Genomic DNA, 19,079 nt, shown 5'->3' with positions numbered 1-19,079 from the left:
GCGGAGCCGCGTCACCTTCACTGCCCTGCCGCCGCTCGATCCAACATCCACACCGCGTTCGTCACCCGTGCCGAGGGCAGGTTCTCGCCCGAGCGCACCCGCTTCAGGGCCTCCTGCTTGCCCGCACCGGCCACCACGAACAGCACCTTCCGCGCTCCGTTCAGCACCGGCAGCGTGAGCGTCAGCCGCCACGGTGGAGGCTTGGGCCCCACCACCGCCAGCACGCGCCGCTCCCGTTCCTCCACCGCCGCGGTGCCCGGGAACAGGGAGGCCGTATGTCCATCCTCCCCCATGCCCAGCACCACCACGTCCAGTACCGGAGGCAGCCGGGCCTCGTAGTCCTTTGCGGCCCCTTCCCGGTCCTGGCGCTCACCCTCCATGCGGAACACCTGCTCGGGCTTCGCCTTCACGGACCGCAGGAGCGTCTGCTCCGCCAGCAGGTAGTTGCTGTCCGGATGATCCGGAGGCACGCATCGCTCGTCGGCGAAGTAGAAGTCCACCCGCTCCCACGGCAGGTCCATGCCCGCCAGCGCCCGGTAGATGGGGCCCGTCGTCTTCCCACCCGAGAGCGCGATGCTGGCCCTGCCACCACCTGCGAGCCCCTGCCGGAGCGCCTCCGCGATCCACTCCGCCGCCTTCGGAGCCAGCGCGTTCGGCTCCACGACGATCGGTACGGGCCGGCTCATTTGAGCTCCGTCCACCGCCGGCCATCCTTCGCCAGCAACGCCGTGGCCCCATCCGGCCCCGAGCTCCCAGGGGCGTACTCGTGGATGCTCCCGCCCTCGCCGGACTCCAGCGCCTGGAGGATGGGCGTGACGTAGGCCCACGCCTGCTCCACGCTGTCCTTGCGCGCGAACAGGGTGGCGTTGCCTCGCATGCAGTCCAGCAGCAGGCGCTCGTAAGCCTCGGGCACGGGCTTGGCGAACGCCTCCTTATAGGTGAAGTCCATGGTGACACCCGCGATGCTCACGTCCTCTCCGGGCACCTTGGACTCGAAGGAGAGCGCGATGCCCTCCTGGGGCTGGATGCGCAGCCGCAGCACGTTGGGTTGCAGCCGCTGGCACGCCTCACTGGTGCTGAACAGGCTGATGGGCACCGGCTTGAAGTGGATGGACACCTCCGTCAGCCGCGTGGCCAGTTGCTTGCCCGCGCGCAGGTAGAAGGGCACGCCCTGCCACCGCCAGTTGTCCACGTTCATCTTCATGGCCACGTAGGTGGGCGTGCGCGAGTTCTTCTTCACGCCCTGCTCATCGCGGTAGCCGCGGTACTGCCCCGCCACCACGTGCGTGGCCACCTCGCTCCCATCCAGCGAGCGCAGCGCGCGGAACACCTTGTTCTTCTCGTCCCGGATGTCCTCCGCGCCGAAGGACGTGGGCGGCTCCATCGCGCACAGCGCCAACACCTGCATCAGGTGGTTCTGCACCATGTCGCGGATGACGCCCGTCTCGTCATAGAAGCCGCCGCGGCCCCCCTCCATCCCCAGCTTCTCCGCCGCCGTGATCTCCACGTGGTCGATGTAGTTGCGATTCCACAGCGGCTCGAAGATGAGGTTGGCGAAGCGGAAGACGAGGATGTTCTGCACCGTCTCCTTCCCCAGGTAGTGGTCGATGCGGAAGATCTGCCGCTCGTCCAACACCGAGGCCAGGTTGCGGTTCAGCTCCTTCGCAGACTCCAGGTCATGGCCAAAGGGCTTCTCAATGACGAGCCGCCGCCAGGGCTTCTGGCCGGGCTGTTCCTCGCGGGGCAGCAGCTTTGCCTCGGCCAGACGGCGCAGCAGTGTGGGGAAGGTCGAGGCCGGCGTGGCCAGGTAGTAGAGCTGGTTGCCCTGGGTGCCGAAGCGCTTCTCAGCCGCCTCCAGCCGCTCGCGCAGCTTGGCGAAGGCCGCCGGGTCGTCATAGTTCCCGGCGATGCACTCGAGCCGAGAGGAGAAGCGCTCCCAGGTGGCCTCGTCCAGGGGCTGGGTGCGAGCGAACTTCTGCAGGCCTTCCTTCACCTGGGCGCGGAAGGCGGTGTCGTCGTGCGAGGAGCGGCTGAAGGCCACCAGTGCGAACTGCTCTGGCAGCAGCCCGGCGCGCGCCAACTCGAAGAGGGCGGGGAACAGCTTGCGCTGGGCCAGGTCCCCCGTGGCTCCGAAGAGCACGACGATGCACGGGTCCGGTCGGTCCGCACGGACGATGGGGTCGCCTTCGCGGGGGGTCGTCGAAATATGCAGGCCCTGGGCATCCATGCAGGCTCTCTCCAAGACGGAAGCGGTGAACGGCGGCCTACCTTAAGGGCTTTAGCCGCCGCTCGCTCAGGAAACGCGCGGAGTGTCGTTACCCGAGCAACCGCTTCCAGTCCTGTGCGCGAGCCCACTCTTCGAACGAACGCCAGCCAACCTCCGGGTAGTCGCGGCGCAGCCGGGCGATGTCCGCGCTGTAGCCCACCTTGTCGAACCACTCGAACATGATGGCCATGTCCTCGCTCATGGCGCGCACCTGGGCCAGCGGCGCCTCCGCGAACTTCACCGGCTTGCCGGACACGCGCGAGAACACCTCCGCCACCTGCTCGCCCGACAGCTCGTTGGAGGCGATGTCGATGCGCTTGCCCAGGAACTCCTCGCGCCGCTCGATGACGAGCGCGCCGAAGGCGCCAATCTCATCCACGTTGATTTGCTGGAGCTTGCGCTGGGGCGGCATGGCCAGTGCGATGACGCCCTGCTTGAGGCCCGCGCCGAACAGGGGGCTGACGAGGTTGTCCTGGAAGAAGACAGGGGCGAAGATGGTGTAGGGGACACCGGCCTTCACCAGGTGCTCCTCGACGAGGAACTTGCTGTCGAAGTGGGGGATGCCCGTCCTCTGGTTGGCGCTGGCCACCGAGGTGTAGACGACGTGCTTGACGCCCGCGGCCTTGGCGGCGTCCACGGCGGCGATGCCCTGGCGTGTCTCCGTCTCCATGCCGGCCTCGAAGGGCGTGCCCATGATGAAGACGGCGTCCACGCCCGTCATCGCGCGCACCAGCGAGTCGCGGTCATCGAAGTTGCCGATGGCCAGCTCGGCGCCCTGCTGCTTGAGCGCCACCGCGCCCTGCGAGTCCGGCTTGCGCGTGAGCGCGCGGACCTTGTGGCCCTTCTTGATGAGCGCGCGAGCGACCGCGCCTCCCTGCTGACCCGTGGCACCGGTAACGAGAACGGAAAGGGATTTCGACATGTGAGCCCTCCTGGAAGCGGTAACGCCTTACTGGAAGAGCAACCCGGATGCCACGCTCAAGTGCCTGATTTTCCGTAGGCCGTCGTCGGGATGACTCTCGTTTTGAGAGGCCGTGTCGTCAGGCTGAAAGCCCCTCACCTCCCGAGGACGTTCGCGGCTCTCAGCGGGGGTAGTTGCATGGAGTTCCAGGGGGCTCACTTGGCGTTGGGGGAGGGTGGCTCCAGCGGGATGCGTTGGACCTTGTTGCCGAACCCGAGGGCCTTCACACGCGCGCGCGGAGGGCCCAGCGTGGGAAGGAGGAACCAGGGGGCTCCGGCCAGGTGATCGCGGTGCATGAGGGAGGCCTCTGGCTCGAGCTGGAGCGGCTCGTTTGTCTTCCCGCCGGTCAAGAAGAACACCTGCAGCCCGTGGGGCACGCCGTCGGAGTGGATGAAGAAGACCCACTTGTCGTGCTCCCGGTCCACCGGTCCCGAGGCGAAGCCCAGCACCCGCATCCCCTCCACCTGGAGGTCCAGGGGCGTGGCGCCCTCGGGGATGGGCGGTGGGCCGGCAGGCACCTCGGCGTCATAGGCGCGCATCCACGCATGGGCGGGCACACCGGGCACGGGGGCATAGGGCTGGGCTATCGGAGAGAGCAGATAGGGGTGGTAGCCCCGGGCGTGGCACGTGGCGAAGTCCACCGGCAGCCGGTACGACATCCTCCCGCTCCAGAACATGGACTCATGGCCCTCGAAGACGCCCGGCGACTCGAGGTCGATGGACAGGAACAGCACGGACTTCTTCGGCAGCGTGCGATCCAGCACCAGCCCCATCTCGCGCTCGTAGCTCGTGAGCATTCGCTGCTGGTGCTCCCCTTTCAGTCTCCGCACCTCGTCCGGGAGGCGGATGCCAAGCTGGAGCACCAGCACGCCTGCGGTGCTGATGCCCACGGCCCGGGCGAGCATGGGTGAGCGGCTCGTGAGCCAGTACACCCACCCGATGACGAGCGCCGCCGCGGAGGCGATCACCACGCCCTCCGCCAGCCCGGGCACGGTCTGAAGCTGCGGCAGCTCCGGCGGAATGAACGAGCGCACCTTGCCGAGCACGGGATACTTTTCAAGGAACATCGGCACGAAGAAGGTCGAGACGGTGGCGGCGCCGATAGCTGGAGCGCTCCACATGTCCCTCAGGATGAGGGCCAGCGCTACGAGGACTGCGGGGGCCGCGTTCCACACGTGCCCCGGAGCCTTCACCGAGATGAACGAGTGGGTGATCCACGTCGACCAGAGCCAGAGCGCGGAGACGATGACGGCCGTCTCTCGCCGCCGCACGCCTCGGATGATGAGCCACGTCCCGACGACCACCGCGAAGATGGATCCGATCGGAGCGAACTCATGGTTGAGCATCTCGACGAAGATGGCATCCACGGGCCTGCGCCACCCGCCCACGGCCACCTCCGGCGGGGCCTGGATGTGGCCGAACGTCAGCTCCGCGCCGGTCCGGTACACCTCCGGCCACTTCAGCGCCGCGTAGAGGTTCCAGGGGCCCGAGACCAGCAGTGCCACGCCGCCGATGATCAGCAGGTGCGTGAGTCGCAGGCCCTTGGAGAAGCGTCGCCAGCGCAGGCCCACCATCACCCCGGCGACTCCGAGCGGCGCCAGCGCCATCACCGTCTTCGTCAGGTGCGCCAGTCCGAGTGCCACTCCGGTCCACGCCGCCCAGCGCCAGTCATCCGTCTCGATGGTGCGCACCAGCAGCACCACGGTGAGGCTGACGAAGCCCACCAGAATGCAGTCGTACGAGTCCCCGAAGATCCGCCCCTGCGTGAGGATCCAGCTGAATGGGAGCGAGAGGAATGCGCCCCCTCCGATGGCCGCGCACAGCCGCCCCGCGCCATTGCGCGCCAGCAGATAGATGGCCACCGCGGCACCCAATTGCCCGATGAGCGCGCAGATGCGCATCGCCAGCGGTGTCACGCCGATGAGGTGCATCATCATGGCGCCGAACCACAACGGAGCGATGGGCTTGTGGAGCCACACATGGGCGCCCAGCCAGTCCTGCGGACTGACCGGGTAGAGGGGATCGCTGTACATGTGGGGAAAGAAGAAGGAGTCGTACGTGCTGCGGGCGGCCGTCTGATGGAGCGTCTCGTCCCAGTTGTGCATGCCCGGGTGGCCCAGTCCGGGCGCGAGCAGCCATACCCCCCAGAGCCAGATGAGGACGATGAGGACCGCGTCCACGCGATCGAGCTTCAACGGTTCGAGCGGGCGGCCCAACCACGGCCCGAGGCGCTGGGATACTCTGGGTGAGTGCACGGGGGGCGCACGCTAGTGGCCCCGCCTCAGGGCGGCAAGGCAACCGAGCCCTCGCGTTCAGGGGCTTGCTCCCCAGCCGGGAAGGCCGGGAAGTGGTATGCCCAGGGGCCATGACCTCTCCCGTGGCTCTCATCACCGGTGGCTCGCGCGGCGTGGGCCGTTCCCTCTCCCTGCGGCTCGCCAAGGCTGGCTATGACATCGTCTCGACCTACCGGCGCGATGCGGAGGCCGCCGCCGAGCTGGCCAGGGAAGTCGAAGCGCTCGGACGGCGCTGCCGCACGGTGGTGGCTGATCAGCTCGAGCCGGCCAGCCTCAATGGCGTGTTCGACACCGTGCAGCAGGAGTTCGGCGGGCTGGATGTCTTCGTCGCCAACGCGGCCTCCACCGCCTTCGTGCCGCTGATGCAGATGAAGCTCCACCAGATGGACAAGACGTTCAACGTCACGGTGAAGAGCTTCGTGCTCGGCGTGCAGCGCGCCGTACCCCTCATGGAGGGCCGCAAGGGCCGCATCGTCGCCGTGTCCGGCATGGACTCGCGCATGCCGCTGCCGTTTCACGGCTTCCTGGGTGCGATGAAGGGCTCCATGGAGATCCTGGTGAAGTACTTCGCCGCCGAGCTCACCGGCTCCGGCATCCGCGTCAACGCCGTGAACCCGGGCTATATCGACACGGACTCCAGCCGCTTCTACATGGGCGAGGCCTGGGACGCGTTGGAGGAGCGTGTGAAGGAGGCGGTCCCCGTGGGCTACATCTCTCCGCCGGACGAGATTGCCGCCGCAATCGAGTGGCTGTGCTCGCCGGGCTCCTCCTATATCAATGGGCAGACGATCGTCATCGATGGCGGGCTCGAGGTGAACTACGCCATGAATTTCTCGGCCCAGATGAACCCACCTTCGCGCTGAGCAGGCAGGCATCGCGTCACATCCGGAATCAGGCTGTTCTCTCTGAACATGCGGAAGTACCTCGTCACCCTCGGGTTCGTGCTCTTCTTCCTGGTCACCGCGCCGGTGTGCACGGTGCTGGCGGTGCCGTTGTGGCTCGTCACGCTGCCGTTCGACCGGAACCACGCCCTGCTGCACGCGTTCGTGTGCCGCTGGTGCCACTGGCTCTACCTGTGCCTGTGGCCCGGCTGGCACGTGCGCGTGGAGGGGCGCGAGCTGTTGCCCCGAGGCCCGGCCGTCTTCGTGGCCAACCACCAGTCCGCCATGGACATCGTCGCGGCCATGGGCCTGTTCCACCCCTTCAAGTTCATCTCCAAGGCCTCGCTCTTCAAGGTGCCCATGGTGGGGTGGCTGATGAGGCTCATGCGTTACGTGGCCGTGGAGCGCGGGCATGTGCACGCCATGGATCGCATGCTCGAGGATTGCCGCATGTGGCTGCGGCGCGGGGTGGCGGTGTTCATCTTCCCCGAGGGCACCTATGCCCCGGTGGGCCAGCGGCTGCCCTTCAAGCGCGGCGCGTTCCGGCTCGCCATCGAGGAGAAGGTGCCCGTGGTGCCCGTGGTACTCGAGGGCACCGCGGACATCCTCGATGGAGACGGGCCGCAGATGCACGCGCGGGCCTCGGTGCGGGTGCGCGTGTTGCCGCCGCTGTCCCCGGAGTCGCTCGGCCAGGACGAGGCGGAGCTTGCCGCGCGCGTGCGAGCGCTCTATTTCGCGGAGCTTGGCTTGCAGCCCCCGTCCACGGGGGGCGCTCAGGAAAGGAGCCAGGAGTGCGCCTGAATCTCTTCCAGGTGGATGCGTTCACCTCGCGCGTCTTTGGAGGCAACCCGGCGGCTGTCGTTCCACTGGAGGCGTGGCTGCCGGACGAGACGATGCAGGGCATCGCCCTGGAGAACAACCTCTCGGAGACGGCCTTCTTCGTGAAGGAGGACTCGGGCTGGCGGGTGCGCTGGTTCACTCCCGCGCAGGAGGTGGATCTGTGCGGCCACGCCACGCTCGCCGCGGCGCATGTCCTCTTCCAGCACGTCTCTCCCGGGATGGAGCGGGTGGAGTTCGCCTCGCGCTCCGGGCCGCTGGTGGTGACGCGTGAGGGAGAGTGGCTCGTGATGGATTTTCCGGCGCGGCCTCCCCAGCCCTTCTCTCCGCCTCCGGCGCTGGCCGAGGCGCTGGGTGCCACCCCGCGCGAGGTGCAGGTATCGCGGGACTGGGTGGCGGTGTTCGACTCGGAGGCGCAGGTGCGAGCGCTGCGGCCGGACATGGCGCGGCTGGCTTCACTGGATGTCTTCGCCGTCACAGCGACGGCGCCGGGAACGGATGTGGACTTCGTCTCGCGCTTCTTCGCGCCTCGCGCGGGAGTGCCGGAGGATCCGGTGACGGGCTCCGCGCACTGCTCGCTCGTGCCTTACTGGGCGAAGCGGCTGGGGAAGACGCGGCTCATGGCGCGTCAGGTTTCCGCGCGTGGTGGAGAGTTGCGGTGCGAGGAGAAGGGCGAGCGCGTGCTCATCGCAGGGCACGCCGTGCTCTACCTGGAGGGCCACATCACTGTCTGAGCGGGGAGTGTCTTGGTACAGCACTCCTTGCAGGACGTACGGTTAGGATGCGGGGATGATCACACCCCGTACTGGCCTGGTTCTCCTGGGCCTCCTGGCGTCACCCGTGCTGGCGGCTGTGCCCTCGGGTTTCCAGGAGACTCGCTACACCTCCAACGCACTGTCTCCTGCCACGGGGCTGGCCTGGGCTCCAGATGGCTCGGGGCGGCTCTTCATCATCAACAAGAGCGGTGTGGTGCTCGTCGCGACGATGCGGGACGGCGAGCTCGTCAAGCAGGGCAACAATCTGGCGACGGCCCAGTTCGCCTCGGAGTCCGTCCATACCAACAGCGAGTGCGGACTCATCGGCATCGCGTTCGATCCGAACTACGCCGTCAACCGCTACGTCTACTTCTTCCTCACGGCGCCCGGTGGCACGAAGCAGCAGATCGTTCGTTACACGGACTCCAATGGCGTGGGCACGGCGCGCACGGTGATCGTCGACAACCTGCCCACGGCCGGGCAGAACCATGACGGTGGAGCGCTGGGCTTTGGCCTGGATGGAAAGCTGTACTGGGCCATCGGCGACAACGGCAATGGCACGGGAGTGAACGCGGATCTCACCTCGCTGGCGGCCAAGGTGGGCCGTGCCAATGTGGATGGCACTCCCGTCAACGACAACCCCTTCAACGATGGAGTGGGTCCCAACAACGAGTACATCTGGGCGCGCGGGTTCCGCAATCCCTTCACCTTCACGTTCCAGCCGGGTACCGGGAAGCTGTGGGTGAACTCGGTGGGCACGGGCTACGAGCAGATCTTCGTCACGGGCGTTCGCGATCACGCTGGCTACAACGCGTACGAGAACAACCAGCCCTCGGGCTACATCACCCCGGCCATCAAGTACCGCACCAATGGTACCGACACGCGGAACCTCACCGGCGGCGACACGGGCGCGGTGCGCAGCGGAGGCACCGTCACCTTCACCACCACCGGCACCCACGGCTTCCGCAAGGGAGAGAAGATCACCGTGACCGGCGTGACGGACGCGAGCTTCAACGGGGCCGTCTACGTGGCAAGCACCCCGAGCGCCACCACGTGGACGGCGGTGCAGGCGGGGCCGGATGCGAAGAGTGGTGGAGGCACGGCGACGACGCAGGCGCTGGGCGGCTCCATCACCGGAGGCGTCTTCTACGACTCCACGCTCTTCCCGAGCGCCTACCGCGGCAACTTCTTCTTCGGGGACTACAACTCCGGGCAGCTGACGCGTGCCACGCTGGCCGCGGATGGCTCGGTGGCCACCGTGGACGAGTGGGGCACGGGCTTCTCCGCGGCGGTGGACCTGGACGTGGGACCGGATGGAGCGCTGTATGTCGCGAGCGTCACCGCGGGCGCCATCACTCGCGTCATGCCCACCGCGGCCGGGCAGAAGCTCATCGTCTCGGGATTGAACCTGGCCGTGGTCGAGGGCGGCAGGGCCGTGTTCACGGTGCGGCTGGCCGAGGCTCCCACGGCGGATGTCAGCGTCAGCGTGGTGCGGGCCTCGGGGGATGCGGATCTGAACGTGGTGAGCGGCTCGCAGCTCACCTTCACGCCGGCCAACTGGAACCAGCTCCAGCTCGTCACGATCGAGGCCCTCGAGGACATGGACTCCGCCGCGGACAGCGCGGCCTTCACGGTGTCCGCGCAGGGGCTGGCGTCGGAGACGGTGCAGGTGGTGTCCATCGACAACAACGCGACGCGGCTCGTGCTGTCCACCAACACCGTGACGATGGATGAGGGCGGCAGTGCCTCTTTCACGGTGGCGCTCTCGAAGAACCCCGGGGCGAACATGAGCGTCACGGTGGCGCGCACGGCGGGGGACACGGACGTGACGGTGTCCAGTGGGCAGACGTTGGCCTTCACCGCGGCCAACTGGAGCACTCCGCAGACCGTCACCCTGGCGGCCGCGGAGGATGCGGACAACCTCAAGGACACGGCCACGCTCACCGTGGCCGCGCCGGGAGCGGATGCGCGCACGGTGGCCGTCACGGTGCGAGACAATGATCCGCGGGCTCCGGAGATCCTGTCCTCCCCTGTCACCACGGCGGTGGTGGGCGCGCCGTACCGCTACGAGGTGGTGGCCGAGGGATTGCCCACGCCGACGTTCTCGCTGACGAGCAGCGTGCAGGGCCCGGTCATCGATGCGAGCAGCGGGGTGATCTCCTGGACGCCGGAAGTGGTGGGCACGGTGGATCTGTCGGTGAAGGCGAGCAACGGGGTGAATCCGGAGGGAGTGCAGTCCTTCCAGGTGGCCGTGAAGGCGGACGAGCCTCCGCAGGCGGTGCTCACGCGTCCCACGGAAGAGGAGCGGGTCTCGGGGGCGACCGCGGAGTTCTTCGGGGACTGCCTGGACGACGTGGGGTGCACCAAGGCGGAGTTCTACGTGGATGGAGTGTTGGGGAGCACGGATCCGCAGACCTCGGGGCACTACCACTACGAGCGGGAGCACAACCGGTGGGACACGACGTCCTTGAAGCCTGGGGCGCACCAGGTGCGCATGGTGGTCTACGACACCGCGGGCCACAGCGCGGCGGTCGAGGTCAAGGTGTGCGTGGGGGATGGGGCGTGTGTCCCGCCCGAGCCGGTGGATGGAGGGACGGAGCCGGATGGCGGGACGGAGTCGCCGCAGGGGGATGATTCGGAGGGTTGTGGCTGCGGAGCGGGCCCTGGCGGAGCGCTTGCGTGGCTGGGGTTGGTGCTGGTGCTGCGGCGCCGGCGTGAGCGGGGGAGCTGAGCGGGAGTGGCCAGGGGTCAGCCGCGAGTCTGGCCCTTGGCGCGCCGTGCGGATTCCTCCAGCGTGTGAGCCAGCATGAGGGCGGGGCCGGTGAATTCCTCGAGGGCATCCGCGGTGCCGGGGATGCCGCCGCGCTCGGCCTGGAGCCAGCCGTCACGGATGTGGAAAGCCCGGTACTGGTCCAGTAGCTCGTAGAGGAGTTGCTGGACGGAGGGGCGGTTCAGCAGGGCGGTTGTCTCTGAGGAGAGGTTCTTGAGGTTGAAGTGCCGGTCGAACTCCGGGTCGCCCACTTCCTCGTCCTTCTTTCCGAAGGCGCGGAGCACCTTGGTGCCGAGTCCTTCGCGGTCCAGGGAGAACTCGGGCGGGAGGGCATGGCTCAGGGAGAGGCGGAGCACGGTAACGGTATGGCTGTGCTGACCGGCTCCTCGCCGTTGGGTCTCCAGACGGAGCGGGTAGCCTTCATAGGAGCCGTCGATCTGGAAGCCTTCGGCGTGCATGTCGTGGCGGCTGGCGAACTCGGCCCATGCGGCCATGCGGCGCTGATTGATCCTCCAGAAGACATAGAAGATGGCGAGGAAGACGAGCACGAGGCCCACGACGGCCCCGATGGCGACCGGGTTGCTCATGCGCGGAATTGTGCCTGTGAGCTTCCGGGCAGAAAAGGCACGGAGCGCGTGGGTGCCTTCGGGGTGTGTTCCCGACGACTGCGGATCACTTCGGAGGAGCGGGGGGGCGGGAAACAACGGGGCTGAGCAGCCCGGCCTGGTCCAGCAGTGGGGAGACGCGGGAGGCCAGTTCCACGTGGACGGGGTTGGAGACAGTGAAGCGTTCCTGGGTCAGGGTGACGAGGGTGCCCAGGCCCTCGACGGGTTCGACACGGACAGGTTCGGGCAGAGGAGGCACGGGACCGCGGCGGCGTGAGAAGTACATGACCCAGCCCACGAAGGTGCCCGCAGAAGGGCGCTTCGTGCTCATTTCGACAAGAGAGTCAGAGGTAGCGACTGCCCAGTCGGGTTCCCAGGCGACCGCCATGGCACGCAGCACTGCTGCCTGCATCGGGCCCGTCAGGACATGCTCTCGATGGGGCCCCGTGGAGGGCATGCTCAGGACACAGACGTTGCTGATAGGCCCCGCATAGCAACCGCATTGGAGGGTGAGGGCGCAGTGATCGCCTTGATGCTTCCCTGGGCGCATGCCGTTGTCGGAGGAGAGGCGGAAACCCAGGTCATCAATGATGCCGCCTTCATCATTGAGTGTTCTGCCCTGCGCGAACAGCGCCTGAAGGGTGGGGCCGCTAAGTTCAAGAGGTCTGGGGGCGTCCTTGCGCGACCTGGGCGGCACGAACCAGCGAGAGAAGAAGTCGTCACTCCGAGAAATCGTATTGAAGAAGATGAGCGCGCGCCCTGCACACTCCTCAGCGGTTTCTTGTCGCGCTGGCCAGTAGGCACCCGCATAGTAGGTCTCGATCATTCCACCAACCTCTTACGGTTGTGCTGGCATGTGCACGACTTCGACAGCGCCACACTCGTTTCTTGCGAGGAGCTTGCGAATGGCCTGCGCTGCCTTGGTTTCTGCCACATACCACCGAATGGGAACACCGTTGGCCACTCGGAGTTGTCGCTGCGCATTGGCAACCAGTTCCTGAGCCCCTGTGTCCTTGAACCAGTACTCGGGCTCCAGGGTGTTGGTGAACTTGTTGTCGTACCCAGGACCCTTGGCGTCCACCAGGACCCCCTCTGCCTCGTTGAAGCCGTCGAAGTCGAATTTCTCGCCCGCTCGTTCCACCTGGTAGACCCAATCCTCTGGGGCGCCAGTTACCTGGGATTGGTACTTGCGAGCGCGGGCCGACATGCCTTCGCCCTTTCGGACCCACTTGCCAGGCCCTCCTGGTGGAGGCTTCCACGAGGAGCCATCCGAGCCGCCTCCGTTGCCCCCGGCACCCCTGCCCGCCATGTGGACGATGTAGAGGGCGCCGGGAGCAGCGCTGACGGCCGTCACCAGGCGATCCACGGGAATAGCCACCCTGCTGATGGCCAGAGCCCCCCGCTCTGACAGCGACAACACCGGGACGCTCAGGCGGCCCAGCTTGCTGCCCATCGAGGCAACTCGCGCGGTGCCCGCACCCGCTGTCCCGCACACCAACGCCACGTTGGTGAGCAGGCGCGAGACGATGCGCACCTGCTCTCCGTGCGGCAGTTCGCGGAAGTGAGCGTAGTACGCGGGTGAGTTCTCCAGCAGCAGCCGCACCGCCGTGGGCAGCCGTGCCAGTCCTTCCAGGCTGTCGATGGGGTGGAGCGCCAGGGAGACGATGCCCATGACGTTGTCGATGACCGCCTGCCCGGCTCCCTCGACCAAAGGACCCAGTGTGTCCTCGTCTGGCGCGTATACGCCCGCCAGGATGGCGTCCGGGTGGATGTCCAGGGAGCCATCTACGGGATAGAGGACGCGTTGGCGCGGCAGGTAGAAGGGGCCGACTTCGAAGCCCTCTGCGCGCAGTGCGCCCTTCTCGAAGCGCACTTCGCCAATCTGCTGAACGGCCCTGCCCGTGGAGGCGTGCACCAGATAGCCATCGGGTCGCAGCACCAGCAGCGGTGCGAAGCGACGCATCCGCTCGTGCAGGAACTGTCGCGTGACAGGCGCCTGGCTCTCGGTCGCCTCCAGCAGCAGTTGGGCCGCCATGCGCCACGGACCGAAGTCCCTCAAGGGCACATCAGCGGCGAGCACCGTGTTGAGCATCCGCGCCGCGTCTTCAGGCTTGAGCTGTCTGCGGTCCTCGGGCAGCTCGGAGGGGGGCACCCCCGCGCGCACCAGCAGGCCGAAGAAGTAGTCCGTATCCAGGAGTCGGGCGTCGATGGGACCCAGTTCGCCGTGTGCCCGTGAAGAAGCGGGCCGAGTTGAGTTCCGGCCGTCCTGGCGCAGCGCCGCCGAGCGAGAGTCGAGGGCCAGCACTCCCGGCCCCTCCGGTGTCGTCGCGCAGGCACAGGCCAGGCTCAGTGCCAGCACTCCCGGCCACCATCGTTGCCGGAGAGGTTCGGGTTCCTGAGCCTCCTCATCAGGTGGGGCAGGGCGACGCGCGGACATGGCGTACCTTTCGGGGCTTGCTGCGGCCTCCATTCTGCCCAGGACGCTTGCTCGGCTGGCCATCCCCGCATGTGGGATCGCCTCGCTCCACCTGCGAGGGTGGGCGACTTGTGGAAGTGCCCGGATTTCCTCGCGGATTTGTGAATGTCAGACCGGACGTGTAAGCGACCCCCCGCCCGGTGCTTGGACCGGGAGGCTGGAGTGTTGGAGGCTGCGCGCGCGGCCGAGGAGGGGTGGTAACCGGATGCGTCTGCTGCACACGTCGGACTGGCACCTGGGGCATACGTTGTACGACGTCTCCCGGGAGGCGGAGCATGCCGCCTTCCTGGACTGGCTCCTCGATACCCTCGAGGCCCAGAGCGTCGATGCGCTCCTCGTCGCCGGAGACATCTTCGACACCTCCAACCCCAGCGCCGAGGCGCAGGCGGCCTGGTACCACTTCATCGCTCGCGCCCGCCGCAAGCTGCCCCGGCTCGATGTCGTCGTCATCGGCGGCAACCATGACTCCGCCGCTCGCCTCGATGCGCCAGACCCCTTGTTCGCGGCGCTCGGTGTCCGCGTGGTCGGCGGGGTGCCTCGCTCGGGGGGCGCGCTCGACTTCGACCGGCTGCTCGTCCCGCTCCATGACTCTCGCGGCCGTGTGAAGGCGTGGGTGGCTGCGGTGCCGTACCTGCGCCCCGTCGACCTCCCCTTCGTGAAGTCCGAGGGCGATCGTCTCATCGACGGCGTGCGCGAGGTGTATGGCCTCGCGCTGGAAGCGGCTCGCCGTCGCCGGCAGCCCGGGCAGGCCCTCGTCGCCATGGGCCACTGCTACATGGTCGGCACCGAGCTGTCCGCGCTCAGCGAGCGGAAGATCCTCGGTGGCAACCAGCACGCCCTCCCCGTGGATCTGTTCCCCGAGGATGTCGCGTACGCAGCCCTGGGCCATTTGCACAAGGCGCAACGCGTGGGCGGCCGCGAGGGTGTTCGCTACAGCGGCTCGCCCATCCCGCTCTCCTTGAGCGAGGCCCACTACCGCCACCAGGTGCTGCTCGTGGAACTCGAGGACGATGTGCTCGGCTCGGTGCGCCCGCTCTCCGTGCCTCGCACCGCGGACATGGTGCGCGTGCCCGAACGGGACGTGTTGCCCCTGGATGACGTGCTCGCGAAGCTGGCCGAGCTACCCGCGCTGGAGCCGGAGACCCCCGAGCAGGCGCGTCCCTATCTCGAAGTCTGCGTGTCCCTGACGAAGCCCGAGCCCTCGCTGCGCCGCAAGGTGGAGGCGGCCCTGGAGGGCAAGGCGGCTCGGCTCGTGAAGCTGACTCCGACGTATACCGGCACCGGCCTGGTGCTCGCCGAATCCCAGCCCAGCCTCTCCCTGCGCGAGCGCACCCCCGAGGATGTCTTCAAGGCGCGCTACTCCCGCTTCTATCAGGAGCCCATGGCCCCCGAGTTGCTCGAGGCCTTCCACTCGCTGCTCACCCACGTCCAGGAGGATGCCTCGTGAGGATCCTCGCCATCCGCGGTCTCAACCTCACGAGCCTTGCCGGGGAATTCGCGCTGGAGCTGGACCGGCCACCGCTCGACAAGCTGGGCCTGTTTGCCATCACGGGCGCCACGGGTGCGGGCAAGAGCACGCTCCTGGATGCACTGTGCCTGGCCCTTTTCGATCGCACGCCTCGGCTCGCCGGGCGCGGCGGCGTGCCGGTGGGGCGCCCTGGTGAAGAGCTGGATGACCGCCTCCTGTCTCATGACGTGCGTGGCGTGCTCCGGAGAGGCGCCGCCGAGGGGCATGCCGAAGTGGACTTCCTGGGCAAGGATGGACGGCGTTACCGCGCCCGGTGGTCCGTCTGGCGTGCTCGCAACAAGGCCGAGGGCCGCTTCCGGCCTCAGGAGCTGAGCCTCACCGACGTGGCCTCGGGGCAGACCTTCGGCCGCACCAAGTCCGAGGTGCTCGAGGCCATCGAGCAGCGGCTCGGGCTGTCCTTTGATCAGTTCCGCCGCTCGGCGCTGCTGGCCCAGGGCGAGTTCGCCGCCTTCCTGCGCGCGGATGCCAGTGAGCGCGCGGAGCTGCTCGAGCGCATGACGGGGACGGAGGTGTACAGCCAGCTCTCCATCGCCGCGCACGAGCGCCACAGGGCCGAGCAGGCCCAGTTGGAGAAGATGGAGGCGGGGCTGGCGGCCATCTCCCGCCTCTCCGATGAGGAGCGCACCGCAGTGGAACGGGCGCTCGCGGAGGAGGATGCGGCGCGCACGAAGGCGGAGGGTGCGCTGAAGGAAGCCACGATCGCGGTGGAGTGGTACGCGGCGCGGATCCGACTCGTGGAGTCCGAGCGGGAGGCCTCGGGGGTCCAGACTCGTGCGGAAGAGGTGGTGAAGGCAGCGGCGCCTCGGGAAGAACTGCTGGCCCGGGTGCGCGCGGCGGAATCCTTCCGAGGGCCCGTGGCCGCGGTCGAGAACGCGGACCGTGCGTTGGCGGAAGCCTCGGCAGCCCAGGTGGTGCGGGCGGCGGAGGCGGAGAAGGCGCTCGCGGCATCGGGGGCTCATGAGGCCGAGCTGCTCCAGGCGGACGTGGCTCGTGCGGCGGCGCAGACGGCGGAGGAGACCGCGGGTCCAGCTCTGGCCGAGGCGGCGCGGTTGGATGCCCAACTCGCCGTGGAACGGCGCGATGCTCAGGAGGCTTCGCAGCGAGTGGAGAAGGCGCGCGTGGCCGAGGCCCAGGCGAATGGGGTGCTCGAGGGCATCATCCAACAGGAGGCGGCGGCACGCACGGCGGCGGAGGCGGCGCAGAAGTGGTTGATGGACCACGCCCGCATGGAGGCGCTCGCTCGCGAGTGGCCACGGTGGGAGGCGGAATTCGTTCGCTACGAGCGCTCCGCCCAGAGCGAACAGCAGGCCCGGGCCAAGGTGGCCCAGCTCGGCAAGGACGTGGCGCGGCTGCGTGAAGGGGCGGAGCTGCGGCGTCAGGAGCGTCAGGCCGCCGCCGAGTCCACGGAGATGGCGCAGGCCACCGTGACCCACGCCGAGGCGGCGGCCGGTGAAGACGCGGGCGCGGCCCGGCGTGCGCTTCGAGAGGCGCTGCTCGCCCGGCACGAGGCGCTGCGGGTGTTGGGCGTAGCCCGGGAAGGTGCCGTTGCCGAAGCCACGGAGGAGCAGAAATCCCTCGAGGAGGCGGAGGTAGCGCGGCGGGAAGCGGAGACGGCTGCGGCGGAGGCGCGTGAGGCCGCAGACCAGCGGCAGGAACTGGAGACTCGGCTGAAGGAGGCACAGCGGTCACAGGTCCAGGCACAGGCAGCCCAGAGTCTCGCGTCCCATCGGGCGTCGCTGCGAGACGGGGAGCCTTGCCCGCTCTGTGGCGCCAAGGAGCATCCCTACGGTCGCGCCGAGGCAGCACTGGAGGGGCTCCTCGTCGATGCCTTGAAACGGGTCGAGGTGTTGGAGACGGAGCGTACCTCCGCGGAACGCAAGGAAGCGGCAGCACTCGCGCGGGAACAGGCGGCCCGGCCTCGGCAGACCCAGGCGGAGGCTCGGAGGGATACCGCGGCCTCTCGGCGCTCGGGGCATCGCGAGGCGTGGAGCCAGGCCCGTGCACGGCTCGAGCAGTCGCTTCCTCCCGAGCAGGCGGAGGCTGCAGAGGCTGCCGCTTGGATCGAGGCGGCGCTGAAGGATGCGCAGGCACGGCTCACGACGGTGCGAGCCGAGGAAGAGGCCGCCGAGGCACGGGCCCGCAAGGCGCGTGAGGCGCGCGCCGCTCTGGAGGTCTGTCGCTCACGGCTGGAGGCGGCGGTCGAGGCACAGCGGCGCGCGGAGGACGCCTTCACCCAAACCGAGCGTTCGTCCCAGGAAGCCGAGCGTGAGGCGGAGCAGGCCGCGGAGGCTCGGAAGCAGACGCTCGTCGTGCTGGAGCCGGCCTTCGGGGGCTCGAAGGAGTGGGAGCCTCGGCTCACCGCCGACCCTGCGGGCTTCCGGAAGCGTTGCGCGGACAAGGTGGCCGAGTGGAATGTCCGCAAGGAGGCGCTCGAGAGCGCCCAGGCCCGCGAGGTCGAAGCCCGTGGCCACAGGGTGGCAGCCGAGGCTCGAAAGGATGCTCAACACGAGGCCGCCGAGGAGCTCGCCCGCACCTGGATGCGGGCGGATGAGGCCCTCACGGCCACGCAGGCTTCGCGTTCGAAGGTGTTGGAAGGCCGAGCCACCGAGCAGGTCCGTGCGTTCTTGAGGGCCGCCGTGGAGGCGGCCACGCAGAGCTACGAGAATGCACGTGAGGCTTCGGTGTCCGCGACCCAGGCCGCGGCGGTCGCCACCGCGCGCGCCGAGGAGGCCGCGAAGGGGCGCGTCCAGGCTGCCGAAGTGCTGGAACAGGCCCAGGCGGCGCTCGCTGCGCTCCTGGAAGGCCGGGGCGTGACGAGGGAGGATGTCCGCACGCTGCTCGCCAAGGGCACCGCGTGGTGTGAGGATGAGGCCCGGGCGCTCGCGGAATTCCACGAGGCCCTCGCACGCGCCCGCACGGTGTTCGAGGAGCGCCGTGCCTGGCGCGCGAAGCACGAGTCCTCCAGCGCTCCTGCCCTGCCCGAGGCCGAAGTCACCGCCGCCTGCGAGAACGCACGCACCGAGGTGGACACCCGCCGCGCCGTCGCCGCCCGTTCGAAGGCCCGGCTCGATCAAGACGATGAGGCCCGGAGCCGCTACGGCGCCGAGGCCCACGCCCTGGAGGCCCGCCGCCGCGCCGCCGAGGTCTGGAAGTCGCTCCACGAGCTCATCGGCTCGGCGGACGGGAAGAAGTTCAAGGTCTTCGCCCAGAGCCTCACCCTGGACGCGCTGTTGCTGCACGCCAACGCCCACCTGGAGGAACTGGCCCGGCGCTACAAGCTCATGCGCGTGCCGGGCTACGACCTGGATCTTCAGGTGGTGGACCAGGACATGGGCGACGAGATCCGCAGCCTGGCGAGCCTCTCGGGCGGCGAGTCCTTCCTCGTCTCCCTGGCGCTGGCGTTGGGGCTGGCCTCGCTCTCGTCCGAGACGACGCAGGTGGAGACGCTCTTCATCGACGAGGGCTTCGGCACCCTGGATCCGGAGACGCTGGAGGTGGCGCTGGCCACGCTCGACGCGCTCCAGGCCACGGGCCGGCAGGTGGGCATCATCTCCCACGTGTCCGGGCTGGCCGAGCGCATTGGCGCGCAGGTGCGCGTGGTGAAGCAGGGCGGGGGCCGCAGCCGCCTCGTGGTGGAGGCAGAGGGCAGTCTCGCCGTGCTGCCCGAACCACCGGTGTCGGGCACCGGGAAGAAGGTGGCGTGAGG

Annotated in this window: 13 protein-coding genes; 6 read left to right on the top strand and 7 right to left on the bottom strand. The window is 68.5% G+C overall.

Annotated features, from left to right (window positions below):
• Window positions 1-17: 17 nt before the first annotated feature.
• From pgl to KY501_RS20775, 4 genes are all read right to left on the bottom strand, one after another.
• On the bottom strand, window positions 18-686 hold the full coding sequence (gene pgl / locus KY501_RS20790) for a 6-phosphogluconolactonase (RefSeq protein WP_224364952.1): 669 nt from the start codon (window positions 684-686) through the stop codon (window positions 18-20).
• Complete coding sequence (zwf, locus tag KY501_RS20785) at window positions 683-2,227, bottom strand: glucose-6-phosphate dehydrogenase (protein WP_224364951.1); 1,545 nt, start codon at window positions 2,225-2,227, stop codon at window positions 683-685. The genes pgl and zwf overlap by 4 nt, the downstream gene beginning before the upstream one ends.
• Window positions 2,228-2,315: 88 nt before the next feature.
• Window positions 2,316-3,188: an NmrA/HSCARG family protein gene (locus KY501_RS20780; protein ID WP_224364950.1), complete on the bottom strand. Its 873-nt coding sequence runs from the start codon at window positions 3,186-3,188 to the stop codon at window positions 2,316-2,318.
• 194 nt (window positions 3,189-3,382) lie between these two features.
• A complete protein-coding gene (locus tag KY501_RS20775; protein WP_224364949.1) occupies window positions 3,383-5,482 on the bottom strand; it encodes an ArnT family glycosyltransferase in 2,100 nt (699 codons plus the stop codon).
• A gap of 110 nt (window positions 5,483-5,592) precedes the next feature.
• On the opposite strand from KY501_RS20775, the gene KY501_RS20770 reads away from it, so the two are divergent.
• From KY501_RS20770 to KY501_RS20755, 4 genes are read left to right on the top strand one after another with little or no spacing between them, the layout of a single operon-like run.
• Window positions 5,593-6,384, top strand: coding sequence for an SDR family oxidoreductase (locus KY501_RS20770; protein WP_224364948.1), 792 nt, complete (start codon window positions 5,593-5,595; stop codon window positions 6,382-6,384).
• 48 nt (window positions 6,385-6,432) lie between these two features.
• Window positions 6,433-7,203, top strand: a complete 771-nt coding sequence (locus KY501_RS20765; protein WP_224364947.1) for a lysophospholipid acyltransferase family protein — start codon at window positions 6,433-6,435, stop codon at window positions 7,201-7,203.
• Window positions 7,194-7,973, top strand: a complete 780-nt coding sequence (locus KY501_RS20760) for a PhzF family phenazine biosynthesis protein (protein ID WP_224364946.1) — start codon at window positions 7,194-7,196, stop codon at window positions 7,971-7,973. The genes KY501_RS20765 and KY501_RS20760 overlap by 10 nt, the downstream gene beginning before the upstream one ends.
• Window positions 7,974-8,028: 55 nt before the next feature.
• Window positions 8,029-10,725 (top strand): PQQ-dependent sugar dehydrogenase, encoded by a 2,697-nt coding sequence (locus tag KY501_RS20755; RefSeq protein ID WP_224364945.1) that lies wholly within the window; start codon window positions 8,029-8,031, stop codon window positions 10,723-10,725.
• A gap of 17 nt (window positions 10,726-10,742) precedes the next feature.
• Here the strand turns inward: KY501_RS20755 and KY501_RS20750 are convergent, their stop codons facing one another.
• From KY501_RS20750 to KY501_RS20740, 3 genes are all read right to left on the bottom strand, one after another.
• The gene (locus KY501_RS20750; RefSeq protein ID WP_224364944.1) at window positions 10,743-11,351 is read right to left on the bottom strand and encodes a hypothetical protein; all 609 of its coding nucleotides are present in this window, start codon (window positions 11,349-11,351) and stop codon (window positions 10,743-10,745) included.
• A gap of 85 nt (window positions 11,352-11,436) precedes the next feature.
• Window positions 11,437-12,195: an immunity 52 family protein gene (locus KY501_RS54330; RefSeq protein WP_373691624.1), complete on the bottom strand. Its 759-nt coding sequence runs from the start codon at window positions 12,193-12,195 to the stop codon at window positions 11,437-11,439.
• Between the two features lie 12 nt (window positions 12,196-12,207).
• On the bottom strand, window positions 12,208-13,728 hold the full coding sequence (locus KY501_RS20740) for a Tox-REase-5 domain-containing protein (protein ID WP_224364943.1): 1,521 nt from the start codon (window positions 13,726-13,728) through the stop codon (window positions 12,208-12,210).
• Between the two features lie 322 nt (window positions 13,729-14,050).
• Here KY501_RS20740 and KY501_RS20735 point away from each other — a divergent pair, with 322 nt between their 5' ends.
• Together KY501_RS20735 and KY501_RS20730 are read left to right on the top strand one after the other, a co-directional pair.
• Window positions 14,051-15,292 (top strand): exonuclease SbcCD subunit D C-terminal domain-containing protein, encoded by a 1,242-nt coding sequence (locus KY501_RS20735; protein WP_224364942.1) that lies wholly within the window; start codon window positions 14,051-14,053, stop codon window positions 15,290-15,292.
• The gene (locus KY501_RS20730) at window positions 15,289-19,077 is read left to right on the top strand and encodes an AAA family ATPase (protein WP_224364941.1); all 3,789 of its coding nucleotides are present in this window, start codon (window positions 15,289-15,291) and stop codon (window positions 19,075-19,077) included. Before KY501_RS20735 ends, KY501_RS20730 begins: the two co-directional genes overlap by 4 nt.
• Window positions 19,078-19,079 lie beyond the last annotated feature (2 nt).

This window comes from Hyalangium versicolor (genome assembly GCF_020103695.1).
Lineage (GTDB): Bacteria > Myxococcota > Myxococcia > Myxococcales > Myxococcaceae > Hyalangium > Hyalangium versicolor.
The sequence above is the reverse complement of the archived record's forward strand: the minus strand, read 5'-3'. Positions and strand labels throughout refer to the sequence as shown.